Source organism: Microcoleus sp. B4-C1, assembly GCF_036705285.1.
In the GTDB taxonomy this organism is placed as follows: Bacteria; Cyanobacteriota; Cyanobacteriia; order Cyanobacteriales; family Microcoleaceae; genus Microcoleus.
This window is the reverse complement of the sequence record NZ_JAUBUC010000003.1, coordinates 121,407-133,856: the sequence shown is the minus strand read 5'-3', so window position 1 is coordinate 133,856 and position 12,450 is coordinate 121,407. Positions and strand designations below refer to the sequence as shown.

Below are 12,450 nucleotides of genomic sequence, written 5' to 3'. Positions count from 1 at the left end.
ATGCGGAGAGGAATTTAGTTTGCAGCATGATAAAAAGTTGTATTCTGTCAGATAAAATGTAAGATAATGTCATAAAAAATTAGATAAAATAGCTAAAAACCAACAGAGCCGACAATTATGGAGCTTAAGGAAATTTTAAGATTTGCCGACGAGTTAGTGTTTTCCAAGACTGGAAACCACTTAGATGACCTGCAACAGGCTATATTAAGGGAAACCTTCCAAGGTCAGAGATATGCAAAAATAGCACAAGACCGGAATTGTAGCGAAGGATACATTAGGGGTGTTGCTTCTGAGATGTGGAAAATATTTTCAGAGGTATTAGGACAAAACGTTAGTAAAACAAATGTTCGAGTAACACTAGAAAGGTCTTTACTAGCAAACATTTCATCTCCTTTCGGAAAAAATGTTTTACGAATTGGTGACATCAATATTTGTCCACAAACATCTCAATCTTCAAAAGTCGCGCAAAAACCCCAACAAACCCAAACCCAACCGCACATGGACTTAGGCGACGCACCCGAAATCTTCAGCTTCTACGATCGCACTCCGCAACTCGCCACCCTCGAAACCTGGATATTACACGATCGCACTCGCCTCATCGCACTCCTAGGAATCAGCGGAATAGGCAAAACAATCCTTGTAGTCCGACTCATAGAACAAATCCAAACTAATTTTGATTACGTAATTTATCGCAGTCTCCGCTTTTCCCCCACCCTCAATTCAACTCTCATCAATCTCCTGCAAATCTTCTCCGACAAAACAGACATCCCCCAAAACATCGAAGCCCAAATTCCCCAACTCCTCGACAACCTGCGGAAGTATCGCTGTCTGATTATCCTGGATGACGTACAGATGCTTTTTAGCAGCGGACAACTGGCGGGACAATATAAAACTGGATATGAAGATTATCAGCTATTTTTTAAACTAATTGCCGAAGTTTGTCACCACAGTTGCTCGATCTTGATTAGTTGGGAAAAAACGAGAGAAATTGCTAAATTAGAAAGAGTAAATAACTACGTGCATTCCTTAGTTTTGGGTAGCTTAGGAATCGCAGCCAAAGAAATTCTGAAACAGCAGAACTTATCAGATGAGGATGCTTGGGAAACTTTGATTAATACTTATCAAGGAAATCCTCTCTGGTTAGAGTTAACCACCACGATCGTACAAGACTTGTTTGGTGGTAGCGTCTCCGAGTTTTTACAATGCGACGGCGTGGTTTTAAGCGAATCTCTGCAAGCACAATTAGACCAACAATTCCAGCGTCTAACGCAGCAGGAACTGGCAATAATGATTCAGCTTGCTAAGGAAAATGAACCCCTTTCTTTGCCGCCAATTTTCAAGACAGTACAGTTATCGACATCAGACTTATTAAATGCTATGCAATCATTGGGGATGCGATCATTTCTGGATGCGGAAGAGCAGGGTAAAACAACATTTTTTAGTCTCAATCCAGTTATGAAACAGTATGTTAAAAATCGATATTTTCAGCCCAACGACTAAAGTCGCGGCTTCGGAGCAACGGCGTAGGAAAAACCAACGCCTTGTCAACCCTCTTCTTAGTTGCTACACTGTAGATACTCTGTATATACGCCCTTAAAAAAAGGGTGAAGTCCTCAGAGTGATATCACTAACTAGAGGTTCAGGCTATGGTTGCGACGATCGCAAAATGGGGAAACAGTCTTGCTATTCGGATTCCACAAAATTTAGCTAAAGAGATTAACTTAGCTGAGGGTTCTGAAGTGAAGCTTGTCTTGATAGATGGCAAGCTGACAATCGAGCCTATCGTTCGTCGGCGGTATTCGCTTGAGGATCTCATTGAGGCAATGACGCCTGAGAATCTTCATAATGAGATTGATACTGGAGTTGCTGTCGGGAACGAAGTTTGGTGACACAATCAAATCCCTACATTCCGAGTCGAGGCGATATCGTTTATTTAGACTTTGACCCAACTAAGGGACACGAGCAAAAAGGACTTAGACCTGCTTTTGTGCTGTCGCCTCGCTCCTACAACGAGAAAAGCTCCTTAGCTCTATTTATGCCGATTACAAAACAACAAAAAGGGTATCCTTTTGAAGTTATCCTACCCACTGGATTAAAAGTTCAGGGAGTAATTCTTGCCGATCAAATTAAGTGTTTAGACTGGAAAGCTCGCGGTATTCGATTGGTTGAGTCGGTATCTCAAGATGTAATTGAAGAGGTACAAGCTAAAATAGAGCCGTTGTTATTCTAAAAGCATGAAGTTCACGGGGCTGAATAAATCAGACGATCGCACTTTTCCTGAAATTACCTATGTGCGGGGCGCTAGCGGCGAACTCGTACCCGTTTTGTTTGCAATCGCTTGCGGGTGCAAACAGTAGTAGTTTCAGCCCAGAAATAGGGTTTTTCGCCAAACCAAATTGCCATTGAGTATGATTTAAGTGAAGCTCAAGTGAACGATGTTTTCGCTTTTTATGCAGTCCACTGTCAGGAAATAGATGCCTCTATTGCCGCTGAGCAAATTATCGAACCCGTAACTCGTCGGCGGTATTCCCTTGAGGAGTTGGTTGAGGCGATCGCGTTTGAGAATCTTCATAATGAGATTGACAGTGGAGTTGCTATGGGGAACGAAGTTGGGTGACACAATATTGCTATTTGTATGGTGCGTCGCTGTGAGATTTTCCTGCTAGTTGAAATAGCTACCGGGAGCGACGCACCCGAAGGTATTACTGTAGGGAACGAAGAAAGTTTCCTGTCATACTCACCAAATTGTTTGAATAGTAGTTAACGCTTGAATTTTCGCGTCGCGGGTGACTAACGGAAGACTCAAAGACAAAGCAGTAGCGGCAATAATCCTGTCTGGCATATCAGGAACCGTTGCCCTGTCAATTTGTTGAATAGTTGCCGAGATATTGCGATCCAAAGGTGCTAGCATAATCCCCACATTTGGATCGTCCGCAGCATTTAAAACTCGTGTCAGCACCTCGCCTGCCAAACGCCCTCGCTCAATCAAGTAAGAAATTTCTACAATTGTAATTGCGGAAAAGTAGATAAAATTTCCCTCGTTAACCGCTTGTTCTAATGCTGTTAATGCTGCTGGCGACAATCTTGGCAGTTCAAAAATGTACCAAATTAGGGTATGGGTATCTGCTACGACTGAGGGCATCAAACAATCTCCCTGGGAAAATTTCCCCACATTTCTTGTCGGGCTTGGGCGATGTCTTCTTCCGTAATATCTACTTTTAAGTCAGCACACAACCCTTTGGCACTCTTTAGCGGTCGTTTAGCCATAGTTTTTTGTTGAAGAAATTCAGCAAAATCTAAAACTTCTTGCTGTCGCTCTAGGGGCAATGCCCGCAACTTATCTAAAACTGCTTGCTCTAAATTCATCGTTTATTGCCCTCCGTAATTACTCTAAAATTATCTTCACGCTTTTACTTACCCAATTCAAAAAATGTGCTTGCAACATATTTACCATATTATAAGGTAAACCCCACAAAAAACTAACGCCTCTTGCATCCTAGTTTGAAATAATATTTTTCGCAGTGGAGTGTGCTCGCCCCTAATTTTGTAGGTGCGTCGCTATGAGATTTTCCAGCTATTTGAAATAGCTCAAGGCGACGCAGTTTACACTAGAGCGATCGCCCCAACCAACTTATCAATCTCCGCCTCAGTGGTAAAATAGTGAACACAAGCCCGCACACAATCAGGATTAAGAATAGTTCTTACCATAATTCCCTGTTTTTCCAACAAATCAACCAGCTTTTTGTGCGGCATCCCGTTAGTTAATCGAAACGAAACCAAACCCGCTTCCGGCGCAGATGTCCGCAAACATTCCACATCGGAAAGTTCCGACAAACCCTGCCAGAGATACTTGCTCAAACGGCAAATTTCTGCATACCTTTCCTCGATCTTACCCCATTCATGTTGCAGGGCGATCGCACTCCGCAAACCCGCATACAAAGGATAAGCCGAAGTCGCAATTTCATAGCGCTGCGATCCAGACTTCCACCCAAGCACCTTAGCATTAGCATCGGTCACAATTCCCCGCCAACCGATAAACACCGGATGCAAATCTGCCAAAGCTTCCGCACTCACATAAAGCCCCCCCAAACCTTCCGGGCCGCACCACCATTTATGACCAGTAAAAGCATAAAAGTCAACCCCCGATTCAATCAAATTTAAAGGCAAAACCCCCACAGATTGAGCCGCATCAACTAATACTCTAACTTTGTGACTTTTAGCATGAAAACTCTCTTGTCCCCCCCCTTGGCAAGGGGGGGTTAGGGGGGGTTCATGACACACTTTCACAATCTCAGCCAGAGGCAAAACTTGGCCAGTATTCCATAAAATGTGACTGATAACCAACAAGCGAGTATTTGGCCGCAAACTATCAGCAATCACCGCCACCGGATCACCTTCATTCAAAGTAGCCGCCAACGGACAAACCGAAACCTCAATGTTGAAACGGCGCTGAAGTTCCATTACACTAGCTACAATGCCGGGGTGTTCGCAATCAGAAAGCAGCAAATGGTCGCCCGCTTTCCAGTCAATGCCCCACAGCGCAATATTGCAGCCGACGGTGACATCTTCAGTTAGGGCGATGGTTTCAGGAGGTACCGTCAACTCAGATGCGATCGCACGTCGCGTCAGCATCGCCTCCTGAACCACCCAAGCCCCCACCTCCCCCGAAAACGGCCCCCCAAGCTGCACCCGTTTGTAAGCCTCATAAATCGCCTCTAAAGCAGGCTCAGGCAGCGGCCCTTGTCCGCCGTAGTTAAAATAAGCTTTATTGGCCAAAGCTGGGAATTGTTGCCGGTGATTGTCCTTTGTCATTTTTTTTGGCGAATTATTGATAGCGTTAATATTGAATAACTGATGGTGTGAACTTTCTATCCTTTGACTTTTGCCTCAAGCTAAATAATCAATCCGTGTATCGGTGTCAAAATCCGTGTCGTGCTTTCCTTCTAATTATTCTATGCCTTGCGAATACTAAATGTTAATAACTGACAAACTGCTACTTTCCTATCAACGATGCCATCTCCGAGCATTTTTAGACACCTGCGGAGACTGGAAACAACTAGATCCCCCCAGCGACTTTTTGCTGAAACTGATGCGCGACAGCGCGACATACCAGCAGCAAGCTTTGGAAAACGAGACTTACCAACAACCATATTATCCTAGAGGGGATTGGGAAGCCGGCGCGGCCGCTACATTGAGTTTAATGCAGCAAGGGGTCGATCGCATTTACCGAGGAGTTCTGATCCAGGGCGAATTCGGCAAAACCAACGCCGCAACAAATTCTCTGGTAGGAATTGACAGTCCATATTTCCCAGAATTTGGCGAAATCCCCGAAACTCCCGTTCATCTTTCATCCTCCAATCTTCCCTCTTCAAACATTACCCTAATCAGCCGCCCCCATTTATTAATCAAACAGCCGGGACAATCAAAATTTGGCAATTGGAGTTATATTACTGCGGATATTTGGCTTAGCAAACGACCAAAACAAGAGTATCAAATTATCGCAGCTTTTCACGCCCAAGTTTTAGCTTCTGTGCAGGAAACAATGCCAGAGACTGCGTGGCTGATGCTGCGAAAAAAAGGGCTGTGGCAGGTGAATCTCGACCAGCGAACTCCTCAGATGTTCGAGATTTTAGATGATTGCATTCAGATGATAGAAAATCGGGATAAACCAGAGGTGTTCATTTCCCGGCAAAAGTGCAATCTTTGCGGTTGGTATACTATCTGTCACGCGGAAGCCGAATCTATTAAACATCTTTCGTTATTGCCGGGAGTTACTGCCAGCCGCTATGCTAGACTAAAAACTCTCGAAATTACTCATGTAGAAGCTCTCGCTAATGCTAGTTCCAAACTGCTTGCTGAGTATCCAGAATTCCCCGACAGAGTTGCTTTTGATGTGGTGCAGCAAGCTCAATCGCATTTGCTAAATCAACCGCTGTTGCGGGAAGAAGGAAGTTCGGCAACGGATTCTGTAACGGATGTAACGGATGTAACGGATGTCAGTCCGATGTCCGTCGGAAGAGGGAAGAAGGAAGAAGGAAGGCACGACACGGATTTTGACACGGATACACGGATTAACGATCGAGAAGAACGTAGAAGTGAGAATTCAGAAGAAATTAACTCATCTGAAATAGTACCAGATATTGTAGACAATATCTTGAATGACATCGCAGTTGAGGAAGTAAAAATTAGAGAAAATAAAACTGCGACATCTTCTATACCTGCGCCAATTCTCCGCAAGAAACCAATTCCCTATTCCCAATCTGTGTTTTTGCCGATCGCCCCAATCGAACTCTACTTTGACATTGAAGCGGAACCTGAGTTAAACTTAGATTACCTCCACGGAGTCTTAGTTGTTGACAGGTACAACAATACGGAAAAATTCCACGGTTTTTTAGCAGAATCAGCAGCAGAAGAAGGTGCAATCTGGGAGCAATTCTTAGAATTAATGTGGGCTTATCCTATTGCTCCGATTTTCCATTTTTGCGACTACGAAGTCAAGACTTTTAAGCGGCTGGCTAAACTTTACAATACTCCAGCTTATTTGTGGAAACCCGTGCTGAAAAGGTTTGTAGATATTCACAAACAAGTGACGCAAAAGGCGATTATGCCGGTGGAAAGTTACGCACTCAAACCAATTGCCCGCTGGCTGGGTTTTGACTGGCGAGATGCTAAGGCGAATGGTGCTCAGTGCGTCTGCTGGTACGACGATTGGCTCAAAACTGGCGATCGATCGCTCTTGGAGGCGATCGTCCGGTACAATGAGGACGACTGTCGTGCTACTTATGTGGTAAAAGATTGGTTGACCAATTTTTTGCTGAATCATGAGCCGTGATTTTGAGATGTAATGAACCGCGAAGGAAGAAAGGGAAGAGGAAGAAAGGTAATAATGTATTTATTGGTAAAATGCGAAAGCTAGTAAAAGCAACTATATTTATTGTCTGTTTTTTGATGGCAGCAACTGTTGCTATTTGGGTAAATCAATCAGCTCAATCTTTCGCTGTTACGAAAATAGATTTTATCGGCAGAGCAATATTTCCTACAGGTTCTCCGTTTCAGGGGACGGAAATTGGCGGACTTTCGGGCATTACTTATGATGCCGAGAAACAAGTTTATTATGCCATTTCTGATGACCGCAGCAGCAAGGCTCCGGCGCGCTTCTATACTCTCAAAATTAACTTGCAATCTGGTAAACTGGAAAAAGAGCAAATTACTTTTACTGGTGTCACTACTTTATTAGATGAAAACGGCAAAGGTTTTCCTGAATTAAGTTTAGACCCGGAAGGGATAGCTTTTACTGGCAAGAGCGTGTTTGTTTCTTCTGAGGGAGATGTCGATCGCCAAATAAATCCTTTTATCAAAGAGTTCTCCCTCGATGGTAAACTCCTGAAAACGCTGGCAATTCCTCAACTATTTTTGCCAGATGACAAAGGCAGTAAAGGCATCCGCAACAATCTCGCTTTTGAAAGTTTAACTTTAACGCCCGATCGCAAATACCTATTTACAGCCACCGAAAATGCCTTGGTTCAAGATGGCGCCGTAGCTTCCCTGGAAACCGGGAGCCCGTGCCGGATTTTGCGCTACGATGCGGTGAGTGGCAATCCAGAAGCATCGTTTCTCTACATCACCGAACCGCTACCCACCGGTGCGAATCCTGTGGGAAAATTAACTACTAACGGTTTAGTGGATTTGTTGGCGATCGACGATAACCGCTTGCTGAGTTTAGAGCGTGCTTTCTCCCTGGAAACCGGCACAACTATCAGAATTTTTGAGATTTCTCTGGAAAAGGGCGATCGTATTGAAGCACTCGAAAGCCTCAAAAGCCGTCTGGGCGAGGTTTCTCCCGCTCAAAAACGCCTGCTGCTGGATTTGGAAACGCTGAAAATTCCCCTAGACAACATTGAGGGGTTGACATTTGGGCCGGTGTTAGGCGATGGTAGCAGAGGTCTGATTTTGGTGAGCGACAACAACTTCAGTCCGCTGCAAGAGACTCAGATTTTGGGCTTCCAAATAAAAGTTCAAAAAACCTCTTGACAAAAGGTGAAGTTATAGGCATAATAGAAATTGTGCCTGAAAAAACGGCAAAACGAGGGACAGTAGTTCAATTGGTTAGAGCACCGCCCTGTCACGGCGGAAGTTGCGGGTTCGAGCCCCGTCTGTCCCGTTCTCTCGGAAGTCCAAAATAAAAAGTTGAAGATTTTTATAGATTAAAAGGGAGGGAAGTATGACCGTTACGCTCATTAACTCCTCCCCAGAAAAAACCACACAACGGGTGGTATTATCTAATATCAGTTGGCAGACTTACCAAAGCTTGTTAGCAGAAGCCGGAGACAAGAGATCCTCGCGGTTTTCCTATTTTCAAGAAGTATTAGAAATTATCATGCCATCAGATTTGCATGAAACTGTTAACTGTTTGTTGAAACAGTTTGTGACTACTTTAAGTGACGAATTAAAATTGAAACGCAAGGGATTTGGTTCGACGACTCTCAACCGTGAAGATTTAAAACAAGGTGCAGAACCAGATTCCTGTTTTTATATCCAAAATGTCGATCGCATTCGTGGCCGAAAAATTAACTTGTCAATTGACCCGCCACCAGATTTAATCATCGAAGTCGATCTCACCAGTCCATCTACTAATCGCTTGACTATCTATAAAAACTTAGGAGTTCCTGAAATTTGGAGATATCTCGGAGAGACTGTACAATTTTTTCAACTTCAGAACGGAGAATATGCAAGCTGTGAATACAGTGGCGCTTTTCCGATTGTTTCTTCAGGAATAATCAATCAATTTTTGCAGATGGCCGAGACGGAGGATGATACGACTATAATTGACGCTTTGCGAGTATGGGTCAGGGAGCAGTTGCGATCGCCCGAAAATGAGCAATAATACTAAACTTAATTTAACTAATTCATTTCTCCCACGCGCGATCGACTCCCAGCAGCGCTCAAAGGTGCGAGGAAATAAACGGTCGGGCTATCTGATATGTCAAAACCAGGACGATGGGCACGAGAATCGGAATCGCCACAAGTAGTCCCCATTTGCCAAACCTAAGTTTTTGACCGTCCGATTTGAAGAGGAAAATCACAGCGGCAATTCCCATAAGTATCCAGAGACCACCGAAGCCCATGAAGACTGTATAGCCTGCATCTTGCATTTTTTTTGACCTTTAATAGTAGTCCATCTTTAAGGTTAGTTGCAGTCTGTTTCTGCTGACATCTTCAGATAGACCGATCGAACTTATTAAATATGACTCATTTCGAGTTTGGTTGGCAGCGGCCTTGACTTTCGCACTCGATCCGCTGAGTTCGATCGCTCATAATTGTTGCTAAATCCGGTCTTCCCGTCAACAGCAGCCGCCAGTCAGCCCAAATTCCGTACAGCCAATTGGCGATCGCCCCGATCGCTGGTAACTTAGTCACAGCATAAACCCAGCCCATCCCTAAAATCTCGTAGGTGCGGCGAAAAACCTCCACATTTTTAATTGCCGTACCGTCGGGTAACACCGCGTGAATCCGCCCCATCGCCGTTTCGTAGTCGATTCCGCCGTGGGCCTCCGGGTTGTAGCCATCCTCCGCAATATCCACAAACGAGACTAAACCTCGCCCCGCGTCCTGTTTTTTCAAGAAATTAACCTCTCGCACGCACAGAGGACATTCACCGTCGTACAGTAACTCAATCTGCCAAGCAGGCGCAACAGAGTTGGGTGAGGGCGCAACAGATTCGGAAAACTCAGTTTTAGCAGCAGACATAGGGAAATATATTTTAATGTCGTCGATCGCACACAAACATTTTACAAGCATCAATAGTTATCAGGTGCGCCTTCGGTACTCCTAAAGCAGTTATTTGTGGTGTGAAAAATAGTCCCAAAGGTGAATCCAGTCTTGGCCACCCGCAAGCTATTATCATCAAGATGCCCTCTCCTGCCTTGCCGGAGACTTTCGCCCGATCGCCCGATAGTCGAATATCAAACAATTCGAGGCAAAGCACCTGCCCAGCACAACTGTTAATTCGGCAACCAAATATAATAAAATTTAAAGTCTTAAACATCAGCTATTCCCCCAACCAGCAAATTGCCCCCAATCTAAAAGCAAAAATCTACATGAATGTCAGAGTCCGTCTAGCCCCCAGTCCCACCGGAAACCTACACATCGGTACCGCCAGAACCGCCGTATTCAACTGGCTGTTTGCCCGCAATCAAGGCGGCAAATTCATCCTGCGGGTAGAAGACACAGACGTAGAACGTTCTAAAAGCGAATACACCGATAACATCCTCGAAGGCCTCACCTGGCTGGGTATGGAGTGGGACGAAGGCCCGAGTTTTCAGTCACAGCGTCTGGAAATATACCGCCAAGCAGTCCAAACCCTTCTCGACAATGGACTCGCCTACCGCTGCTACACCACGTCGGAAGAACTCGACGAAATGCGGGAAGCACAAAAAGCCAACAAACAAGCCCCCCGCTACGACAACCGACACCGCAACTTGACCAGCAAAGAGCGCGCTGCTTTTGAAGGCGAAGGGCGACAAGCTGTGATTCGGTTTATCATCGACGACGATCGCACAATTTCTTGGAACGACATGGTGCGCGACACCGTAACCTGGAAAGGTAGCGACCTCGGCGGCGATATGGTGATTGCCCGTGCATCCAGCGGCGGCGTCATCGGCCAACCACTCTACAACCTCGCCGTAGTTGTCGATGACATCGACATGGGCATCACCCACGTCATCCGCGGCGAAGATCACATCGGCAATACTCCGAAACAAATATTGCTCTACGAAGCTTTGGGCGCGACAATCCCAGAATTTGGCCACACGCCGCTGATTTTAAACTCCCAAGGACAAAAGCTTTCTAAACGCGACGGCGTAACCTCGATTTCTGACTTCAAAGATATGGGCTACCTGCCCGAAGCTTTAGTTAATTACATGACTTTGCTCGGTTGGACTCCGCCGGATTCAACGCAGGAAATATTTACACTGTCGGAAGCAGCAGAATTATTTACATTCTATCGAGTCAACAAAGCGGGCGCAAAATTTGATTGGGATAAACTCAATTGGCTTAACAGTCAATACCTGCACAAAATGCCAGTGCCGCAATTGACAGATTTGCTGATACCTTATTGGTGGCAGAAAGGCGGTTATGAGTTTGACTCAGAGGCCGATCGCCCCTGGCTCGAACAAATAGCTGCTTTAATCGGCCCGAGTCTCGTTCGCTTAACCGATGCTGTGGATATGTGCAAGGTTTTCTTCTCCACCACGGTGGAATACGAAGAAGAAGCACTCGCACAATTGCAGCAACCAGGGGCTGCACAGGCTTTACAAGCAGTTGTAGAAGCGATGGAAAGTCATTCATCCCTGACATCAGCGGAAGCTCAGAAAATCACTAAAAAGCTCAGTAAAGAGAAAAATCTTAACAAAGGGCTAATTATGCGATCGCTCAGAGCCGCTCTGACAGGTGCAATGCACGGCCCCGACCTGATAGAATCTTGGGTAATCCTTCACCAGCGAGGAACGGCTAAAACCCGTTTGCTTGATGCCATTAGCAACTTGAATTTGCCTGGTGTTGGTGTGGCGGCCGAAACTCCAACCCCAGAACAGCAAAACGCGGAAACTGCAACCGAAACTTCTGTCGCACAACAGCCGGCAGCGTCCGTTTCACCAGCCGAAATACCGACTTCAGCACCAGAGGTTTCAGCAGTCGAAATATCGGCTCCTGAAGCAGTGGCGGCGCCCGTTTCAGCAGTCGAAATACCGACTACAGAAACAGGCGAAGTGTCGGCTCTTGAACCAACCGACGGGGAGGTTGCAGCAGTCGAAATACCGGCTCTTGAAACAGCCGCAGCAGCAGTTGAAATACCTGCCGCCAACCAGCAAAAAACTATTGCGAGTGGAGAAATGACTTCATCAAACGAACCAGAAACAACCGTTATCATCACCGAAATTCCTGCCGGAAATGAAGCAGACAGTTCCAGCGATACCACAAAAGTCATAATTACCGACGAACCGCCAAGTCAGGCCCAGCAGATCAAAGAACAAATTATCTCAATTTTGTCCGAGTTTCCCGCTTACATCGGCAGCTTTTACGAACAGTACAAAAGTCCCCTGACTGTTATCGGTGTAATTATAGCCTCGATTGTCTCTTTGAAAGTGCTTTTGGGCGTAATAGATGAACTCAACGACATCCCCCTGCTAGCACCGACATTCGAGCTAATTGGTATCGGATACACCGGGTGGTTTGTCTACCGCTATTTGCTGCGATCGTCCAATCGGCAACAATTAGGTCAAGAAATTCAAGCCTTGAAAGAACAAGTTTTCGGCAAAAAGTCCTAAACTTTTGCTGGTAATTTGTTGAATTTGTGCCCGACACTGATAACTTTAAATAAGTTGTTAGTGTCGGGTTTTTAAATCAGGGCTGTTTCATTCTTTTGTAGGGGCAAACCCCCCGTGGTTGCCCCGA

Annotated in this window: 13 protein-coding genes, 1 tRNA gene and 1 pseudogene; 10 read left to right on the top strand and 5 right to left on the bottom strand. The window is 45.4% G+C overall.

The features are described 5' to 3' along the window. The first annotated feature begins 117 nt into the window (after positions 1-117). The 4 genes from QUB26_RS02230 to QUB26_RS02215 all read left to right on the top strand — a co-directional run bounded on the left by QUB26_RS02230 (position 118) and on the right by QUB26_RS02215 (position 2,617). Entirely contained in the window at positions 118-1,500 is a 1,383-nt protein-coding gene (locus QUB26_RS02230) for an ATP-binding protein (protein ID WP_333316369.1), read from the top strand. Positions 1,501-1,646: 146 nt separating this feature from the next. After that, entirely contained in the window at positions 1,647-1,889 is a 243-nt protein-coding gene (locus tag QUB26_RS02225) for an AbrB/MazE/SpoVT family DNA-binding domain-containing protein (RefSeq protein ID WP_333243931.1), read from the top strand. Continuing rightward, positions 1,886-2,230: an endoribonuclease MazF gene (gene mazF / locus QUB26_RS02220; RefSeq protein ID WP_333243988.1), complete on the top strand. Its 345-nt coding sequence runs from the start codon at positions 1,886-1,888 to the stop codon at positions 2,228-2,230. The genes QUB26_RS02225 and mazF overlap by 4 nt, the downstream gene beginning before the upstream one ends. 198 nt (positions 2,231-2,428) lie before the next feature. Beyond that, positions 2,429-2,617, top strand: coding sequence for a hypothetical protein (locus QUB26_RS02215; RefSeq protein WP_333316367.1), 189 nt, complete (start codon positions 2,429-2,431; stop codon positions 2,615-2,617). 120 nt (positions 2,618-2,737) lie between these two features. Here the strand turns inward: QUB26_RS02215 and QUB26_RS02210 are convergent, their stop codons facing one another. The 3 genes from QUB26_RS02210 to QUB26_RS02200 form a co-directional block, all read right to left on the bottom strand. Further along, complete coding sequence (locus QUB26_RS02210; RefSeq protein WP_333141637.1) at positions 2,738-3,142, bottom strand: type II toxin-antitoxin system VapC family toxin; 405 nt, start codon at positions 3,140-3,142, stop codon at positions 2,738-2,740. After that, on the bottom strand, positions 3,142-3,366 hold the full coding sequence (locus QUB26_RS02205; protein WP_333316365.1) for a DUF2281 domain-containing protein: 225 nt from the start codon (positions 3,364-3,366) through the stop codon (positions 3,142-3,144). The genes QUB26_RS02210 and QUB26_RS02205 overlap by 1 nt, the downstream gene beginning before the upstream one ends. A gap of 237 nt (positions 3,367-3,603) precedes the next feature. Further along, positions 3,604-4,812, bottom strand: coding sequence for an aminotransferase class V-fold PLP-dependent enzyme (locus QUB26_RS02200; protein ID WP_333316363.1), 1,209 nt, complete (start codon positions 4,810-4,812; stop codon positions 3,604-3,606). A 160-nt stretch (positions 4,813-4,972) separates the two neighbouring features. Here QUB26_RS02200 and QUB26_RS02195 point away from each other — a divergent pair, with 160 nt between their 5' ends. The 4 genes from QUB26_RS02195 to QUB26_RS02180 all read left to right on the top strand — a co-directional run bounded on the left by QUB26_RS02195 (position 4,973) and on the right by QUB26_RS02180 (position 8,884). Then, positions 4,973-6,832: a TM0106 family RecB-like putative nuclease gene (locus QUB26_RS02195; RefSeq protein ID WP_333316361.1), complete on the top strand. Its 1,860-nt coding sequence runs from the start codon at positions 4,973-4,975 to the stop codon at positions 6,830-6,832. A gap of 71 nt (positions 6,833-6,903) precedes the next feature. Beyond that, positions 6,904-8,031: an esterase-like activity of phytase family protein gene (locus tag QUB26_RS02190; RefSeq protein WP_333316359.1), complete on the top strand. Its 1,128-nt coding sequence runs from the start codon at positions 6,904-6,906 to the stop codon at positions 8,029-8,031. Positions 8,032-8,087: 56 nt separating this feature from the next. Further along, a tRNA-Asp gene (locus tag QUB26_RS02185) sits at positions 8,088-8,161 on the top strand. 60 nt (positions 8,162-8,221) lie between these two features. Beyond that, positions 8,222-8,884 carry a Uma2 family endonuclease gene (locus QUB26_RS02180; protein ID WP_333243911.1) on the top strand — a complete coding sequence of 221 codons (663 nt, stop codon included), beginning with the start codon at positions 8,222-8,224 and terminating at the stop codon, positions 8,882-8,884. 58 nt (positions 8,885-8,942) lie between these two features. Here QUB26_RS02180 and QUB26_RS02175 read toward each other — a convergent pair whose 3' ends face one another. Together QUB26_RS02175 and QUB26_RS02170 are read right to left on the bottom strand one after the other, a co-directional pair. Next, the gene (locus tag QUB26_RS02175) at positions 8,943-9,152 is read right to left on the bottom strand and encodes a hypothetical protein (RefSeq protein WP_006632034.1); all 210 of its coding nucleotides are present in this window, start codon (positions 9,150-9,152) and stop codon (positions 8,943-8,945) included. A gap of 97 nt (positions 9,153-9,249) precedes the next feature. Next, positions 9,250-9,798: a DUF393 domain-containing protein gene (locus tag QUB26_RS02170; protein WP_333316357.1), complete on the bottom strand. Its 549-nt coding sequence runs from the start codon at positions 9,796-9,798 to the stop codon at positions 9,250-9,252. 299 nt (positions 9,799-10,097) lie between these two features. Here QUB26_RS02170 and gltX point away from each other — a divergent pair. After that, a pseudogene (gene gltX / locus QUB26_RS02165) lies at positions 10,098-11,540 on the top strand (glutamate--tRNA ligase); the annotation flags it as partial. Positions 11,541-11,888: 348 nt separating this feature from the next. Continuing rightward, positions 11,889-12,323, top strand: coding sequence for a CAAD domain-containing protein (locus tag QUB26_RS02160; RefSeq protein ID WP_333243985.1), 435 nt, complete (start codon positions 11,889-11,891; stop codon positions 12,321-12,323). The last annotated feature ends 127 nt before the right edge of the window (positions 12,324-12,450 follow it).